14 protein-coding genes are annotated in these 15,468 nt (G+C 67.9%); 7 read left to right on the plus strand and 7 right to left on the minus strand.

From position 1 onward, the window contains the following. Position 1: 1 nt before the first annotated feature. Both JOF55_RS00255 and JOF55_RS00260 read right to left on the minus strand, forming a co-directional pair. Positions 2-418 carry a PaaI family thioesterase gene (locus JOF55_RS00255; RefSeq protein ID WP_310267688.1) on the minus strand — a complete coding sequence of 139 codons (417 nt, stop codon included), beginning with the start codon at positions 416-418 and terminating at the stop codon, positions 2-4. Further along, a complete protein-coding gene (locus tag JOF55_RS00260) occupies positions 415-1,149 on the minus strand; it encodes a 3-keto-5-aminohexanoate cleavage protein (protein ID WP_310267691.1) in 735 nt (244 codons plus the stop codon). Before JOF55_RS00260 ends, JOF55_RS00255 begins: the two co-directional genes overlap by 4 nt. A 182-nt stretch (positions 1,150-1,331) precedes the next feature. Here JOF55_RS00260 and JOF55_RS00265 point away from each other — a divergent pair, with 182 nt between their 5' ends. Next, positions 1,332-2,792, plus strand: coding sequence for an alanine/glycine:cation symporter family protein (locus tag JOF55_RS00265; protein WP_310267695.1), 1,461 nt, complete (start codon positions 1,332-1,334; stop codon positions 2,790-2,792). 54 nt (positions 2,793-2,846) lie between these two features. Here the strand turns inward: JOF55_RS00265 and JOF55_RS00270 are convergent, their stop codons facing one another. Then, on the minus strand, positions 2,847-3,767 hold the full coding sequence (locus JOF55_RS00270; RefSeq protein WP_310267698.1) for a haloalkane dehalogenase: 921 nt from the start codon (positions 3,765-3,767) through the stop codon (positions 2,847-2,849). 285 nt (positions 3,768-4,052) lie between these two features. Here JOF55_RS00270 and JOF55_RS00275 point away from each other — a divergent pair, with 285 nt between their 5' ends. Further along, positions 4,053-5,039 (plus strand): malate dehydrogenase, encoded by a 987-nt coding sequence (locus JOF55_RS00275; protein WP_310267700.1) that lies wholly within the window; start codon positions 4,053-4,055, stop codon positions 5,037-5,039. A gap of 123 nt (positions 5,040-5,162) precedes the next feature. Here the strand turns inward: JOF55_RS00275 and JOF55_RS00280 are convergent, their stop codons facing one another. Both JOF55_RS00280 and JOF55_RS00285 read right to left on the minus strand, forming a co-directional pair. Further along, positions 5,163-6,413, minus strand: coding sequence for a hypothetical protein (locus tag JOF55_RS00280; protein WP_310267703.1), 1,251 nt, complete (start codon positions 6,411-6,413; stop codon positions 5,163-5,165). Positions 6,414-6,469: 56 nt separating this feature from the next. Further along, positions 6,470-7,498: a tyrosine-type recombinase/integrase gene (locus tag JOF55_RS00285; protein ID WP_310278236.1), complete on the minus strand. Its 1,029-nt coding sequence runs from the start codon at positions 7,496-7,498 to the stop codon at positions 6,470-6,472. A 327-nt stretch (positions 7,499-7,825) separates the two neighbouring features. On the opposite strand from JOF55_RS00285, the gene JOF55_RS00290 reads away from it, so the two are divergent. The 3 genes from JOF55_RS00290 to JOF55_RS00300 all read left to right on the plus strand — a co-directional run bounded on the left by JOF55_RS00290 (position 7,826) and on the right by JOF55_RS00300 (position 11,840). Further along, positions 7,826-9,457, plus strand: coding sequence for an ABC-F family ATP-binding cassette domain-containing protein (locus JOF55_RS00290; protein WP_374727332.1), 1,632 nt, complete (start codon positions 7,826-7,828; stop codon positions 9,455-9,457). 431 nt (positions 9,458-9,888) lie between these two features. After that, positions 9,889-10,536 (plus strand): ArsR/SmtB family transcription factor, encoded by a 648-nt coding sequence (locus JOF55_RS00295; protein ID WP_310267707.1) that lies wholly within the window; start codon positions 9,889-9,891, stop codon positions 10,534-10,536. A gap of 26 nt (positions 10,537-10,562) precedes the next feature. After that, complete coding sequence (locus JOF55_RS00300) at positions 10,563-11,840, plus strand: MFS transporter (RefSeq protein WP_310267711.1); 1,278 nt, start codon at positions 10,563-10,565, stop codon at positions 11,838-11,840. A 201-nt stretch (positions 11,841-12,041) separates the two neighbouring features. Here JOF55_RS00300 and JOF55_RS00305 read toward each other — a convergent pair whose 3' ends face one another. After that, positions 12,042-12,671, minus strand: a complete 630-nt coding sequence (locus JOF55_RS00305) for a trimeric intracellular cation channel family protein (RefSeq protein WP_310267714.1) — start codon at positions 12,669-12,671, stop codon at positions 12,042-12,044. A 139-nt stretch (positions 12,672-12,810) separates the two neighbouring features. Beyond that, positions 12,811-13,857 (minus strand): NAD(P)-dependent alcohol dehydrogenase, encoded by a 1,047-nt coding sequence (locus JOF55_RS00310; RefSeq protein WP_310267717.1) that lies wholly within the window; start codon positions 13,855-13,857, stop codon positions 12,811-12,813. A 122-nt stretch (positions 13,858-13,979) separates the two neighbouring features. Between JOF55_RS00310 and JOF55_RS00315 the strand changes: the two genes are divergently transcribed. Both JOF55_RS00315 and JOF55_RS00320 read left to right on the plus strand, forming a co-directional pair. Beyond that, on the plus strand, positions 13,980-14,612 hold the full coding sequence (locus JOF55_RS00315; protein WP_310267720.1) for a TetR/AcrR family transcriptional regulator: 633 nt from the start codon (positions 13,980-13,982) through the stop codon (positions 14,610-14,612). A 159-nt stretch (positions 14,613-14,771) separates the two neighbouring features. Then, positions 14,772-15,401, plus strand: coding sequence for a DUF2238 domain-containing protein (locus JOF55_RS00320; protein ID WP_310267723.1), 630 nt, complete (start codon positions 14,772-14,774; stop codon positions 15,399-15,401). Positions 15,402-15,468: the final 67 nt, after the last annotated feature.

Below are 15,468 nucleotides of genomic sequence, written 5' to 3' on the forward strand. Positions count from 1 at the left end.
TCTACTCCTGCTCGGTGAGAACCATTTGGGTCTGGGTGGTTTGGGCGATACGGCGTTGCTGGTCGTCGAACAGGTCGGTTTGGACGGCGATCGTGGTGCGGCCTGCGTGTAGCGGCCGGCACACGCCGTGCAGGCTGCCCGTTTGGATGCCGCGGAAGAAGTTGCTGCTGGATTCGATGGTGGAGGTGGTGGCGCCGTCGGCCAGGTGGAGGTAGGCGCAGATCGCGCCGAGGCTGTCGGCCAGGGACATGATGACGCCGCCGTGGAGGAAGCCACCGAGGGTGCATCGGTGTGCTGCCCAGTCGACGTGGCCGCGTACCTCGTGGGATTCGGCGGAGTCGAGCTGTATTCCGAGGGATTCGGCGAAGGGCATGGTGGCGATCAGCAGGTGGGTTTGGTCGGAGGGTGTGTCGGTCATCGGAGCTCCTCTCCTCGAAGGTGGGGGTTGCGGTTGCGGGCTGCGGTGACGAGTGCGGCGTTGTCCTCGGCGATCTCGCCTCCGGGCAGTTGCAGGGTGTCTTCCAGGCCGATGCGCGTGTCGAGTCGGCGGCGCAGGGCCAGGTCGAGCACCGGCCAGGCACCTGCGGCGTGCCCGTGCAGCAGGATGGGTGCGGTGGCGGGTTCCAGGCGGTGCAGGAATGCTTCGGCGGTGCCGGTCGAGCCGCGTGCGGTGAGGTCGGTGACTTCGGCCAGCACGCGCCGGACATGGTGGCGGAGTGGTGAGCGGAGGAAGTCCTTTTCGGATCCGGTGCCCGACTGTAGGGTTGCTTCGATGCCGATGCCGTGTTGCAGGAGTTCCTCGGCGATGTCGTCGGCGCCGGTGTCGTGCCAGTTGACCGAGGCGTGGTCGGGCAGCAGGGGCCAGGTGCGGATGGCGGTGATGCGTGCCTGGGGGTCGGGGGTGCTCCAGGTTTCGGTGGTCACGCCGATGGGGGTGTCTGGGGCGGCTGCGCGTACGGCGCGCAGGGTGGCGGCCACGATGGGGGCGTCGAGGCTGTCGGTGCCGTCGGGGGCTTTGGGGTGTAGGTGGATGTCGTGGGCTCCGGCGGCGATGCTGGTGGCGGCTGCGTGCGCGAGGTCTTCGGGGCGCACCGGCAGGTGGTGGTGTTCGCGGGGAGAGCGGGCACCGTTGAGGCAGACCTGCAGCATGGGTTGATTCTGCTGGATGGGGTCGGCATCGGGCAGGCCGTGAAACCAACTCGTGTTTGCCGTTTGTGCCTGTTGACATCTCACCCTGTGGGACACAACATCATCCGTCATGGATCTGTTGCAGGGCCGGGCGGTGGTCGGTGCGCGCCGGGTGAGGGCCAGCAGAAAGGACTGAAGTTCCCGTGGACTTGCTCAACGGCGTGATCGCCGCTGTCAACGATGCATTCTGGTTGTATCTCATCATTCCCCTGCTGGCTGTGCTGAGCGTGTATTTCACGGTGCGTTCGGGTGCGGTGCAGCTGCGGTTGGTACCGGAGATGGTGCGTGCTCTGCGTAGCCGGTCCGAAGTGGCCTCGGACGGGGGCAAGGCGGTCTCGTCGTTTCAGGCTTTTGCGATCTCGGCGGCTGCCCGGATCGGGACCGGCAACATCGCCGGTGTGGCCACGGCCATCGCCTTGGGCGGGCCCGGGGCGGTGCTGTGGATGTGGGTCATGGGGTTTCTCGTCGGTTCGACGAGTTTCGTGGAGTCGACCTTGGCGCAGCTGTACAAGGTTCGTGACCGGTCCGGTTTCCGGGGTGGTCCGGCGTACTACATGGAGCGTGGACTGGGGGCACGCTGGATGGGGGTGGTCTTTGCCGTCGTGATCACGGTGACGTTCGGGTTCGTGTTCAACGCGGTGCAGAGCAACACCATTTCCGGGGCGATACGGACGTCGGTGCAGGCCTGGGGTGTGGACGAGCTCGACTGGTTGGCCCCGGCGGTGGGCCTGAGTCTGGTGCTGCTGACCGCGGTGGTGATTTTCGGGGGTGTCCGCCGTATCGCGCAGGTGGCGCAGACGCTGGTGCCGTTCATGGCCCTGATCTACCTGGGTCTGGGGCTGGTCGTCATCGCGTTCAATGCGGATCGTGTGCCTGCGGTGGTCGCCGAGATCGTCACCCACGCTTTCGGGTTCCGCGAGATGGCCGCGGCCGGTATCGGTGCCGCGATCGTGCAGGGTGTGCGCCGGGGCATGTTCTCCAATGAGGCCGGTCTGGGGTCGGCACCCAATGCGGGGGCGACCGCGGCGGTCAGCCATCCGGTCAAGCAGGGGTTGGCGCAGACGTTGGGGGTGTACTTCGACACCTTGGTGGTGTGTTCGACGACGGCGTTCCTCATTCTGCTGGCGGACCCGTCCTCCGGGCAGAGCCGTGGTCCGTCATTGACGCAGGAGGCGCTGCAGGCTCATCTGGGTACGTGGTCGCTGCATCTGTTGACGCTGATCATCCTGCTGGTCGCGTTCACCTCGGTTTTGGGAAACTACTACTACGGCGAGTCCAACATCGGCTTTCTGACGTCGCGTCCGGCAGTGATCACCAGCTACAAGTGGGCTTTTTTGGTGATGACGTTTCTGGGGGCGATCGGGTCGGTGGAGCTGGTGTGGAATCTCGCCGATACCACGATGGGCATCATGGCTCTGGTCAATCTGCTGGCGCTCGCCCCGCTCGGTGTCGTGGCCCTGCGGCTGCTGTCCGACTACACCGAGCAGCTCCGGCAGGGTCGTGACCCGGTGTTCACGCGGGATCGGTTGCCCGATGTGACCGGGGTGGAGTGCTGGGTACCCGGTGACGAGGTCGAGCAGGATCGCCAGGCGGCGCGTATCTGAGGGCTCGGGTGGGTTCGCCGGCGATGATCGCCCCATCGTCGGCGAACCCGCGTGTCACTGTGGCTGCACCGTGGTTCGGGTGAATTCGGCGATGACCCGGCCGAGTTCGCTTCCGGCGTCTTCCTGCAGGAAGTGCCCGGCATTGTCGATCGTGGGGTGTGTGAGTCCGGCTGCCCCGGGCAGGGTGCGGCGTAGGACGGGCCCCATGGCACCGGTGATCGGGTCGTTGTCGCTGAAGGCGGTCAGAAACGGGGTTTCGCTTGTTGCCAGGGTTTTCCAGGCCGTGCGGTTGGCTTCGGTGGCGGGATCGTCGGGGCTGGTGGGCACCAGGGTCGGCATGACCCGGGGGCCGGCCTTGTATTCCTCGGCCGGGAAGGGGGCATCGTAGGCGGCTCGGGCTTCGGGGGCCAGAGGCCGGTGGCATCCACTGGCGACGAACCGTCCGACGTCGAGGGTTTCGGCGCCTTCCACGGCGCGGCGGAACTGCCACCACACTTCGGGCATGTCGTGATCGCCGGTGGGCATGCCGGTGTTGGCCGCCACTGCCCCGGCGAAGCGCTGCGGCTGCTCGGCCAGCAGGCGCAGCCCGATCAGACCACCCCAGTCCTGCCCGACCAGCGTGATGCGCTGCAGGTCCAGTGTGTCGACGATCAGGCTGCGCACCCATTCGACGTGGCGGGCGTAGCTGTGGGCGGATTGCTCGGTCGGCTTGTCCGAGCGGCCGAATCCGACGAGGTCGGGGGCCACCACGCGGAGTCCTGCGGCGGCCAGCACCGGCATGACCGTGCGGTACAGATACGACCAGCTCGGCTCGCCGTGCAGCAGCAGCACGACCGGGCCGTCGGCGGGCCCATCGGTGACGTAGGCCATGCGTAGTGTGCCGCCGTCCTGGTCGGGCACGTCGGCATAGTGCGGTGGGTAGCCGAAGCCGTCCACCTCGGCGAAGCATTCCTCGGGCGTTCGCAAAACACGCATGATCGGACGTTACAAGCTGCTGTCGATGGCGTCCACGGCATGCGGCATGGGCGCGGATGGTTGCTTGCCCTCCCTGCGACTGCGTTTGCCGGTGCGGGGCGTCATCATCGTCGATGGCAGTCCACCGGTGTCCTCTGCCACCTCGGGACACGGCGGCACTGAATCGGTTCTGCCGACGGCGACCGGCGGGTGTGTTGTGATCCGTGGCGGGGTCGCACCATGAGCCCTGGTCGGCGTGGATAGCATCGCTTCGACACTCACCCGGCGAGCAGGAAAGAGAACTCCATGACCCCGTCTCCTGTCACTGTCACCGTCACCGGTGCGGCCGGCCAGATCGGCTACGCGCTGCTGTTTCGGATCGCCTCCGGCCAGTTGATCGGGCCGGACACCCCGATCAATCTCAAGCTGCTGGAGATCCCGAAGGCGGTCACCGCCGCCGAGGGCACCGCGATGGAGCTCACCGACTGCGCATTCCCCTTGCTGCGCAGCATCGATGTCACCGACGATGCGCGCCGGGCCTTCGACGGCACCAACGTTGCCCTGCTCGTCGGTGCCCGCCCGCGCACCCAGGGCATGGAGCGTGGTGACCTGCTCGAGGCCAATGGCGGCATCTTCAAGCCCCAGGGCGAGGCCATCAACGCCGGTGCTGCCGAGGACGTGCGGGTGCTGGCCGTGGGCAACCCGGCCAACACCAACGCGCTGATCACCCAGGCACACGCGCCGGACGTCCCTGCCGAGCGGTTCACCGCGATGACCCGTCTGGACCACAACCGCGCGCTGGCTCAGCTGGCCGCCAAGCTCGATGTCGGTGTCAACGACATCCGCAAGCTGGCCATCTGGGGCAACCACTCGGCCACCCAGTACCCGGATCTGTTCCACGCCGAGGTCGGCGGTAAGAACGCCGCCGAGCAGGTCGAGCAGTCTTGGCTGGCCGATGAGTTCATTCCGACCGTGGCCAAGCGGGGCGCGGCGATCATCGAGGCGCGTGGAGCTTCCTCGGCGGCCTCGGCGGCCAACGCCGCGATCGACCACGTGCACACCTGGGTCAACGGCACCGCCGAGGGCGACTGGACCTCGGCCGGGGTGGTCTCCGATGGTTCCTACGGGGTGCCGGAAGGGCTTATCTCGTCGTTCCCGGTCACCGCGCGAGATGGGCGTTACGAGATCGTGCAGGGCCTGGACATCGATCCGTTCTCCCGCGAGCGTATCGATGCCTCGGTGGCCGAGCTGACCGAGGAGCGCGACACGGTCCGCCGACTCGGCTACATCTGACGACCGCGCCGTATCGGGGCCGCACCCAGCCCGGGGCGGCCCCGATCACGATGAGCCGTCCCCGGCGTCGGCCGTTGGACAGCACCCCCGGCAACCGAGTGGTGTTCTCAGGACGACGAGCAGTCACCGGAGAGGATCGTTGCTGCTCTCCGGTGAGTCCGGAATGGACAATGTTTCGGAGTTGCCGATGTGCTCGGTGCGTCCGTCCTGTTGTGGTGGTGTTGTTTCCGAGGAGGTCCTCTCCCGCAGGAGCTGCAGTTCGGCCAGCGCCGCGTCGAGCTGATTTTCGGCCCGTTGGGCACGGGCCAGTGTCTGCGCCCGCGCTTCCTCGAGGGCAGCCAGTCGCTGTTCGGCTGCCTGTTCGGCCTGTCGTAGTGATTCGGCCGCTTGGCGGCGTGCCGCGTCGAGTTCGTCGGCGTGGCGTCTGCGTGCCGCGTCGAGTTCGTCGCGGCTGTGTTGCACCTGGCTGCGGGCCTGTTCGAGTTCCTCGGCGCGCTCGGCGAGTTGGGCGGCACTGTGCTCGGCGGCCTGCTCCGCGCGAGCTGCCCGTTGCAGCGCGGCATCCCGCTGGGTGCTGTGCTCGTCGAGCTGCTGCTGGGTCTGCTCGCGCACCGTGCGGATCTGTTCGGCCGCTTCCTGTTTGGCTTGCTCGGCTTCCTCGGCCGCTTCCTGTTTGGCTTGCTCGGCTTCCTCGGCCGCTTGCTGCTTGGCCTGTTCGGCCTCGCGGTGCGCTGCTGCCACGGCCACATCGGCCTCATTGCGCGCGGCTTCGATTTCCTCGGTAGCGCGCTGCTGAGCCACCTGTGCCTCGGAGATCGCTTCCTCGCGGTGTTGGCGGGCCTGTTCGGCATCGGCCTCGGCGCGCTCGGCGGCCATGCCGGCATCCTCGGCGGCTGCTTCGGCCTCTTGGCGGGCCGCTTCGGCCTCCCGGCGGTGTTGCTGTTCGGCCGCCAGTGCCTGTTCGGCCGCGGCGACGCGGTGTGCGGCATCGGCGTGGGCAGCCTGTATCTGTGCCTCGGCCGCACTGGGGTCGGCCATGGTGGCGAGTTCGGCCAGGGAATGTTCGAGAGTGCGGGATAGCTGGTCCGACAGCGAGCGGAATTGCTGCAAAAGATCATCGGACCGCAGTCTCGCCGCCGTCACCGGACCGGCGGATTCCGTCACGGTGACGGCAGAGTCGGGCTGGGGCTGATGCTCCTGCTGATGACGCTGGCGTTCCTTCCACGCCCGCCACCGGGTATGGCCCGGCAGGTCGCAGTACTCCGCGGGCCGTCCCGGCCCGCCGGAGCGCGGCACGACCCGGTCGCATCCGGGAAAGTTACAGGTGGTGCCCGCAGGGACCGCACCACTGTCGGCGACTTTCTCATCGGCCATAGCCCGGCTCCTTCACGCCCGTGGGTTCGTTGCACCGCATCCCACCACGCCGACCGTCAGCCTCGGCCCGCCGCCGGTGAGTTCTCGTCGGCGGCGGTGGCCGCGGCCACCAGATGCGCCGGATCCCGCGTGACCGACAGGGCGACGTGGTCATACAGCTGAGTGATCGCTGCCGAGGAATGTCCCAGCGCATCCCGGCGATCCTCCAGCGAGGCACCCCGCTGGCGGGCGATGGTGTTGAACGCGTGCCGCATCGAATGCGGTGTGATCCGAGCGGGCATCGGTACCCCGGCCGCGTGCGCAGTGCGCTGCACCAGCCGGTAGACCTGGTGCCGGTTGATGCGCCGGCCCTGCCGGGTCACCAGCAGTGCCTCGCTGTCACCGTCGCCGGGACGGCAAGCCAGGTACTCGTCGAGCAGCACGCAATCCTGCGCCGGAATCGGGCGCAGGCGCACCGTGCCGCCTTTCATCCGCACAGTGAGGATGCGCATTCCCGACTGCTGGCCCAGGTCGGCCAGGTTCGCCTGGCACAACTCCGAAACGCGCACACCCAGATCGATGAGCAGCACCATCACCAGCGCGGCACATTCCGGTCCCAGCGTGCGGTGCTCACTGTGGCGACTGGCCGCCAGCATCGTGGACGCCTGCCCTTCGGTCACGCTGGCGGTCGGCGAATGCCGCCGATCGTAGCGAGGGCGGGAGACATCCCGAGCGGGGTTGGAGTCGATGGCGTCGGCGCGCACCAGGAAGGTGTACCAACTCGACACCGCCGCCAATTTGCGAGCACTGGTCGAGGCCGCATACGGGCGCCCTGTCCGCGGGTTGGGGCTCACGGCGAGTTCGGTGGCATACATCTGCACCTCGGGCAGCCGCATCGTCAGCGGATCGAGTCCGCGGCGGGTGCACCAGGTGAGGTACTCCCGGAGATCACGAGCGTAGGCCCCGCGCGTGTCGGCCGAGGCGGTGAACGATCCCAGCCACGCCGAGATCAATCCGGACACGGTATGTCCCGTCCTGGCCGTGGTGGCCAGGACCTGTGTCTGTTCACGGTGGACGAGCTCGTCCCGACCTGCTGCTTCCCACATCACTGTCCCAGCGCCTTGCCGACTGATCATCAAAACCGCCACCGATCATGGCAGAACCGCATCAGCCCCGACCACAGCACCGCCGGTTCGGCACGCACCGGCTGTGCTGCCGAACCACTGTCGGCAGCACTCGTCGGCACTGCGCTTTCCGGTGAGGACTGCAGTGCCGAACGCGATATTCGGCTGGCGCACCAGCAGGTCGTGTGCTTATCCTGGGGCCACTATGAGGAACTGACATCGAGTTCGGCCCGCGTCTGCGGCCGCACGCTGGTGCGTGCGTGGTGCCCGGCGGGCGTTGTTATCGCTCTTGCGATCGGTGATTACTTGATGTCTGCTGCTGCCCTGCTGGCTCGTGATCTGGTCAAGTCGTATGGGGATCGTCGTGTTCTCGATGGCGTGTCCCTGACGGCCGCCCCCGGCTATCGCCTGGGGCTCGTCGGAGACAACGGCGTCGGTAAGTCCACCTTGCTGCGCCTGCTCGCCGGACATGAGCACCCCGACGTCGGTGACGTCGAAGCTCCTCATGACCTGGGTTTCCTGCACCAGGAAATGCCCTTCGACCTGCGGAACACGGTGCAGTCGGTTCTCGATGACGCACTGGCCGAGATCCGTGCCGTCGAGCGCACACTCACCGAACTGGCCGAAACGCTGGCGCAACGCCCCGAGGATGCCGAAGTGCTCGCCGAGTACGGGCAGGCACTGGAGTGGGCCCATGACCACGGTGTGTGGGAGGCCGAGCACCGCGTCGAGACCGTCCTGGCCGGGCTCGGCCTCGATGGTCTCTCCCGGCGGCGCACCCTGGATACGCTCTCCGGCGGGCAACGATCCCGGCTGGGGCTGGCTGCGCTGCTGTTGCGCCGGCCCCGGGCGCTGTTGCTCGACGAACCCACCAACCACCTCGACGATGCCGCGATCGCGTTCCTGGAGCGGCACCTGGCGGCATTGCCCGGTGTGGTCGTGCTGGCCAGTCACGACCGCGTGTTCCTCGACGCGGTGTGTACCGACATCGTCGATATGGAACCCGGTCTCGATGGTCTCACCCGCTATCGCGGCACGTTCTCCGACTATTTGCACACCCGGCGCGCCGATCGACTGCGGTGGGAACAGCGCTACACCGACGAACAGCGTGAACTCGCCGAGTTGCGGCGGGCGGTGGCGGTCACCGCCCGCGAGGTCAGCCACGGCTCGGCGAGAGGCAACACCAGCAAGCTGGCCTATGACTACAAGGGCGGCCGGGTGCAAAAACAGATCTCCCGGCGCGTGCGCAACGCCCGGCAGCGTCTCGACGAACTCACCCGAAACCAGGTGCGCAAACCACCGCGACCGCTGCAGTTTTCCGCAGCGGTCACCAGCCACACCACCGAGGAGGTGCTCATTCAGCTGCGGCACACCGCCGTCGACGGTCGTGTGCGCATCGACGAGCTCGACCTGACAGGAGGCGATCAACTCCTGATCACCGGACCCAACGGGGCGGGCAAATCGACGCTGCTGCGCCTGGTGGCTGCCCAGCTACAGCCGGATGCCGGCACCGTGCACCGCAAGCCTGGTTTGCGCCTCGGTCTGCTCGAGCAGGACGTGATTTTCCCCGATCCCACGCAGACCCCCCGGCGGGTCTACGCCGAGGTCACCCGTCGGCGAGAGGATGTTCCCGCGCTGGCCGAGCTGGGACTGCTCAGCCCACGAGACCTGGATCGCCCCCTCGCGGCACTGTCGGTCGGCCAGCGCCGTCGGCTGGCGCTGGCCACGCTGCTGGCCGACCCGCCTCAGGTGTTACTGCTCGACGAACCCACCAACCACCTGTCGGTGACCTTGGCCGCGGAACTCGAGGATGCCCTGCACACCGCTGCCGGGGCCGTCCTCATCGCCAGCCACGACCGCTGGCTGCGGCAACGCTGGAACGGCCGCGTTCTCACCCTCGACCACGGACGGATCACCGGCCTCAGCCAGACGACTCCGTGAGGAAGAGACCCAGCACCCTATTTCGTCACGGTGACGCCCCACCAGTTTTGACGCCTGCTGACCTTCCCTCGGCAGTCCCGGAAAAAGCCCGGCGACTGTTCCTTGCTCCGTTCCTGCCTCTTCCGGCGGTCGCAGACCACCCTCGCCCCGCAACCGCACATAAGCGCACTTATGCGCGGTCGTCAAACCTATTTTAGTTTGGTTTGTAACGTAATAAACAAACCAAACGAAATTGAGCAGAGAAACAAGGGGGTGCGCCAGAGCGGCACGATGAGCGCTGCGTTCCCGCATCCCGTCTTTCGAGGGCCGCCTTCGGTCGCCGACAAGGCGCGATGACTGGTGCGTAACCGATTCGGCTAACGAGTGGGCGCAGGTTGGTGGACACATATCTCTCTTATTCCACGGAACTATGGAATAATGGCGGCGTGGCCATGGACAAGACTGATCTGTACGACGCCATCGCCGGCACCGGTAAGGCCTTGGCGCACGGCAAACGTCTGGAATTGCTGGAACTGCTGGCCCAAGGCGAACGCCCGGTCCGGGAGCTGGCCCGGGCTGTGGGCCTGAAGCTGACCACCGCCTCGGCCCACCTGCAGGTGCTGCACGAGGCAGGGCTGGTGACCACGCGCAGACAGGGAACGAGCGTGTGGTATCGGCTGGCCGGTGGCGATGTGGCCGGCTTGCTGTCGGTGCTGTGCCGGGTCGCCGATGCCCACCGCGCCGAGGTGGAGACCATCCGCCGCGCCTATCTCGACACCGCAGGCATCCGGCTGGTCGGTCGAGCGGAGCTCATGCAGGCCGCCGCCGAGGGCAGGGCCCTGGTGCTGGACGTGCGCCCCGCCGAGGAGTACGCGGCCGGGCACGTGCCCGGCGCGGTCTCCATCCCCGTGGACCAGCTGACCGACCGGTTGGCCGAGATCCCGGCCGATACCGAGGTCGTCGCCTACTGCCGCGGGCGCTACTGCGTGCTGTCCTACGACGCGGTGCGGCTACTGCAGGCCAGCGGACGCGACGCCGCGTTGCTGGAGGACGGCATCCTCGAATGGCGCCGCGACGGCCTGCCCGTCAACGCCGCCTGATCCACCACTTCCCCGAAGGAACGTTGATGACCACCGCGACCGCGGCCGCACTACACCCTGCCCAACGACGCATCCTGGCCGTCCTCGTCGCCGCCCAGATCTTCAGCGGCGCGGGGCTGGCCGCAGGCATCACCGTCGGCGCCCTGCTGGCCCAGGACATGCTCGAGACCACGGGCCTGTCCGGCCTGCCCAGTGCCCTGTTCACCGCAGGCTCGGCCGTAGCGGCCGCGCTGATCGGACGCACCTCGCAGCATCGGGGGCGCCGCACGGGGCTCGCGGCCGGCTACGCCACCGGGGCGCTGGGTGCCCTCGGTGTCGTGGTCGCTGCCGCCGTCGACAACGTGGGTCTGTTGTTCATCGCCTTGTTCGTCTACGGGGCCGGGACCGCCACCAACCTGCAAGCCCGCTATTCCGGTGCCGACCTGGCCACCCCCGGCCACCGTGCTCGAGCACTCAGTACCGTGCTGGTGGCCACCACCCTCGGCGCTGTCGTCGGCCCCAACCTGGTCACCCCGCTGGGCGCGCTGGCCCGGTCCTGGAGCATCCCGCCCCTGGCGGGGCCCTTCCTGCTGGCCGCGGCCGCCTACGCCGCCGCCGCAGTGGTGCTGTGGTCGCTGCTGCGTCCCGACCCACTGATCACCGCACGCGCGCTGGCCGAGCCCGACGCCGAACCCGGCCCGACTCGTTCCACCACCGCAACCGGCAACAGGCGCCGCGTGGTGCTCGGGGCCGCTGTGATGGTCGTGACCCAGCTGGTCATGGTCGCGATCATGACCATGACGCCGATCCACATGCAGCACCACGGCCACTCCATCGGCGCGGCCGGAGCCGTCATCGCCATCCACGTCGCAGCGATGTACCTGCCGTCCCCACTGAGTGGTTTCCTCGTCGACCGCTTCGGCCGGCTGCCCATCGCCGCCGCCTCCGGCCTCACCCTGCTGGCCGCCGGAGTGGTGGGCGCCTTCGCCCCACCACGGTCGGTCGCGCTGCTGGCGGTCGCGCTCGGCCTGTTGGGCCTGGGATGGAGCCTCGGGTTGGTCAGCGGCACCGCGATCATCGCCGACAGCACCTCGCCGGCCACGCGCGCCAAGACCCAGGGGCTGGTCGACGTCGCCATCGCCGTGGCGGGAGCCGGAGGCGGCCTGGCCTCCGGCATGATCGTGGCCGCCGGAAGCTACACCCTGCTGTCCCTCGCGGGAGGCATCATCGCGGTGGCCCTGGTGCCGGTCCTCGTGCTCACCACACGATCCGGCAGCACGCCGCGCCCGCACGACCAGCCAGTGTCCACATCAGCCAGCCGATGAGCCGAACAGCCCCCTTCTTCCGTTGTGGACCGTGTCCTTCCCTGCCGTGATCGCCGGGAGCGTAGCGCTGTCAGGCAGGTGGCACCGGCTTCGGCGGCCACGGTCTCGGCGGTGTTGGGGTGGCAGCCGAGCATTCCGGCTCAGCGGTTTGTGCCGTTGCGTCCTGGTCGGTTCGCCGCTGAACGCGGCCTCCGCTGGAGTTCAGTGGCGCCCGCCGGGCGGTGAGGGAGCCTGCAGGCCGAAGTGGACTCCGAGCATGCGCACGGTGAAGCAGGTGGCGACCGCCACCAGCGCGGCAGGCAGTCCGTGGACGCCGGCGTGGATGGTGCCGACCGTGACCGCCGCGCCGAGCAGGGCGGGGATCGCATAAAGGTCGCTTTGCAGCACCGACGGGATCCGCCGGATGAGGGTGTCGCGGATCGTGCCGCCGCCCACCCCGGTGATCGCCCCCAGGATGATCGCCGGTCCGATGCCCAGCCCGGCCCCGAGCGCCTTGCTCGCACCGATGACCGCGAACGTGCTCAACCCGATGGCGTCGAGCACGTTGATCGGCATCTCCAGCCGGTCCAGCCACTGGCTCAGGGCGAAGGCGACCAACCCGCCGCCGAGGGCCAGGGCCAGATACCGCCAGTCGCGGAAGGCCGCGGGCGGGACCGAGTCGATGAGCACGTCGCGCAGGATGCCTCCCCCCAGTGCGGTGATCATGCCGAGCGCGACGACACCGACGATGTCGAGCCGGGCGGCACGCACCGCGGTCAGCGCGCCGTTGAGCGCGAACGCGAACGTGCCCGTGAAGTCCAGCGCCAGCAGCAACGGCGGTTCGGTCGTCATGTGGCCGCTCTCCTCGTGCGGGCAGGCCTGCGCCTCTCCCGGACGACCGCGGGCCAGCGGTGGAACCAGGCCGGAGTGCACCGGTGCGGGACCACTCGTGCCGAGTGGTCCCGCACCACCGGGGCCGGTGAGCGCACCCTCAGCTGTGGCCGAGAGTGGCGGTGTCGATGACGAACCGGTACCGGACGTCGCTGTTCTGTACCCGTTCGTAGGCCGAGTTGACCTGATCGGCGGAGATGACCTCGATCTCGGCGCCGATGTGGTGTTCGGCGCAGAAGTCCAGCATCTCCTGGGTTTCCGGTAGCCCTCCGATCATCGAGCCGGTGAGGACCTTGTTACCTGCGATCAGGGAGAACGGGTTGTACGACAGCGCGTTGCCGGGTGCGCCGACGTTGACCATCGCCCCGCCGACGCGCAGCATTGCCAGGTAGGAGTCCACGGCCAACTCGGCCGAGACGGTGTTGAGGATGAGGTCGAAGCTGCCCCGCAGAGCGGAGAAAGTGGACTCGTCGCTGGTGGCGTAGTAGTTCTTCGCTCCGAGACGCAGGCCGTCCTCCTGCTTTTTCAGGCTCTGGCTCAGGACGGTGACCTCAGCACCCATCGCCACGGCGATCTTGACTGCCATGTGACCGAGCCCGCCGAGGCCGACCACGGCGACGTTCTTGCCCGGACCGGCGTTCCACCGATTCAACGGTGAGTAGGTGGTGATACCCGCGCAGAGCAGTGGCGCGGCGACATCGAGCTCGATACCTTCCGGGATTCTGCAGACGAAGGCATCTTTGACCACGACCTGCCTGCTGTAGCCGCCGTAAGTGTTCTCACCGTCGAGGCCGACGCCGTTGTAGGTGGGCACACTGCTCCGGCAGAACTGCTCGGTACCGGTCTGGCAGTATTCGCACTCGCCACAGGAGTCGACCAAGCAGCCCACGCCGACCCGGTCGCCGACCTGGTGTGCGGTGACCGCGGAGCCGACGGCCGAGACCACGCCGGCGATCTCGTGGCCGGGCACCATCGGAAAGATCGCGCTGCCCCAGTCCTCGTTGGCCTGGTGAATATCGGTGTGGCAGATCCCGGCGTAGGCGATGTCGATGCACACATCGTCCGGGCGAAGCTCACGTCGCTCGAGGGTGGTCGGCTCCAGCGGCGCACCCGGTCCGGCAGCGGCGATCGCGTGAGTCTGTGCCATGAAATCCTCCGTGGAGGTCCCGGTTTCGCCGGAACACACCGAGATAGTGCTCTGTCTGGATACAGATCTACAGTAAGAGGCCTCTTACATTGAGGGCAAACCGAGAGAGTGTGATCCGTCTTATGCCAGGCAGATACCACCACGGCGAGCTGCGTGCCGCGCTGATCACGAGTTCGCTGGAGCTCATCGCCGAGCGGGGGCTCCGTGGTTTCTCGGTGGCCGAGGTGGCCAGGCGGGCCGGGGTGAGCACTGCCGCGCCGTATCGGCACTTTCCCGACCGGGAGTGTCTGCTGGCCGCGGTCGCCACCACGGTCGCCGACCAGCTCACCGAACGGATCCGTCTCGCGGCCGCAGCCCACACCACTCCCGTGGATCAGCTGGCCGCGGCCGCAGGCAGTTACACGGGGTTCGTGATCGAGCGGCGCGCCGGGCTCCACGTCGTGTTCGCTTCCGGACTGCAGGACCCCGAACATGCCGAGTTGCACACGAGCAGCCGTGCGCTGATGGATTGTTTTCTCTCGCTTGCCTGCGCGGTGGCCCCCACCGCGCAGGAGGCTCTGGAGCTCATGGAGCAGCTGCTTGCCCAGGCGCACGGCTACGCGACGTTCCACCTGGACGGGGTCCTGGACCAGTACGGCTACGGCACCGATCTCGTGGTGGGCAAATCCGTCGAGGCGGCCCGGATCGTGATCGCCGAACGAATGCGCTGCCAGACACATTCCCGGGCGTGGGGCGAGAGTCCCGACAGCCCGTAGCGGCCCCCGGGATGGACGCCACCCTTCGGTGCCACAACAGTCCTGCTCATCCCGCACCCGGTGTGGTCGTCGACCGCAAAAGCCGCATCGGTCACGTGGCGTGCTGCGTCGGTGCTGTGCCCTGAGGCACAGTGGCCGGGGACGGAAAGAGGCGGTGCCATGGACAGGACACACCGGAACACCCTGCTACGGGGCGTGGACATCATTGCCGACCTCCTGCGGTTGGTGAGCCTGGCGGGCATACCGCTGGCTTGGGTACTGTATTCCTGGTCGTCGGCCTTGGTGTTCGTCATCGTGTCGGTGATCCTGATCGTGCCCAGAGCCACGGCTCTGCCCCGCCCGGTCGACCTCGCCGTCGCAGTCACCTGGCTACTGGCCGGCTGGGCCAATGTCGCCGGCTGGTACCTGCTCCTGGACTGGATCGACATCCCGATCCACATCATCACTCCCGCAGCCACTGCCGCAGCCCTCTACCTGCTGCTGGTCCGAGTCGAGCTGGTGCCGCCCCTGCAGGAACGCCAGGTCCGTAATCCCGCCCTGATCCTGCTGACCTTCGCTCTCGGAGCCGCGATCGCCGTGCTGTGGGAGTTCTACGAATGGCTCCGCTACCCCGACCCGCAGGGATCACCGTTCGTCGGCTACGCCGACACCATCGGCGATCTGTTCAACGGGTGCATCGGCTCCGTGGTGGCAGGGATCGGTCTGGCCGTGTGGGCCTGGTTCGGCTGGGGAACCCGGCGGATCCCGCTGAGGGGCATCGCGTCGCGGGCAAGAGTGGGTGATGCTTGATCGGATCGTGACCGGTAGGGTCTGGATCGCCGGTGGGGCTCACTCGCCGGTGGTACTGGCCGTTGTT

This window comes from Haloactinomyces albus, from assembly GCF_031458135.1.
GTDB lineage: Bacteria > Actinomycetota > Actinomycetes > Mycobacteriales > Pseudonocardiaceae > Haloactinomyces > Haloactinomyces albus.

What these genes read in the sequence shown, in the direction of transcription:
- JOF55_RS00255 (WP_310267688.1), bottom strand. Translation starts at nt 418, where the DNA reads ATGACCGACACACCCTCCGACCAAACCCACCTGCTGATCGCCACCATG.
- JOF55_RS00260 (WP_310267691.1), bottom strand. Translation starts at nt 1,149, where the DNA reads ATGCTGCAGGTCTGCCTCAACGGTGCCCGCTCTCCCCGCGAACACCAC.
- JOF55_RS00270 (WP_310267698.1), bottom strand. Translation starts at nt 3,767, where the DNA reads ATGCGTGTTTTGCGAACGCCCGAGGAATGCTTCGCCGAGGTGGACGGC.
- JOF55_RS00275 (WP_310267700.1), top strand. Translation starts at nt 4,053, where the DNA reads ATGACCCCGTCTCCTGTCACTGTCACCGTCACCGGTGCGGCCGGCCAG.
- JOF55_RS00280 (WP_310267703.1), bottom strand. Translation starts at nt 6,413, where the DNA reads ATGGCCGATGAGAAAGTCGCCGACAGTGGTGCGGTCCCTGCGGGCACC.
- JOF55_RS00285 (WP_310278236.1), bottom strand. Translation starts at nt 7,498, where the DNA reads ATGTGGGAAGCAGCAGGTCGGGACGAGCTCGTCCACCGTGAACAGACA.
- JOF55_RS00290 (WP_374727332.1), top strand. Translation starts at nt 7,826, where the DNA reads ATGTCTGCTGCTGCCCTGCTGGCTCGTGATCTGGTCAAGTCGTATGGG.
- JOF55_RS00295 (WP_310267707.1), top strand. Translation starts at nt 9,889, where the DNA reads ATGGACAAGACTGATCTGTACGACGCCATCGCCGGCACCGGTAAGGCC.
- JOF55_RS00300 (WP_310267711.1), top strand. Translation starts at nt 10,563, where the DNA reads ATGACCACCGCGACCGCGGCCGCACTACACCCTGCCCAACGACGCATC.
- JOF55_RS00305 (WP_310267714.1), bottom strand. Translation starts at nt 12,671, where the DNA reads ATGACGACCGAACCGCCGTTGCTGCTGGCGCTGGACTTCACGGGCACG.
- JOF55_RS00310 (WP_310267717.1), bottom strand. Translation starts at nt 13,857, where the DNA reads ATGGCACAGACTCACGCGATCGCCGCTGCCGGACCGGGTGCGCCGCTG.
- JOF55_RS00315 (WP_310267720.1), top strand. Translation starts at nt 13,980, where the DNA reads ATGCCAGGCAGATACCACCACGGCGAGCTGCGTGCCGCGCTGATCACG.
- JOF55_RS00320 (WP_310267723.1), top strand. Translation starts at nt 14,772, where the DNA reads ATGGACAGGACACACCGGAACACCCTGCTACGGGGCGTGGACATCATT.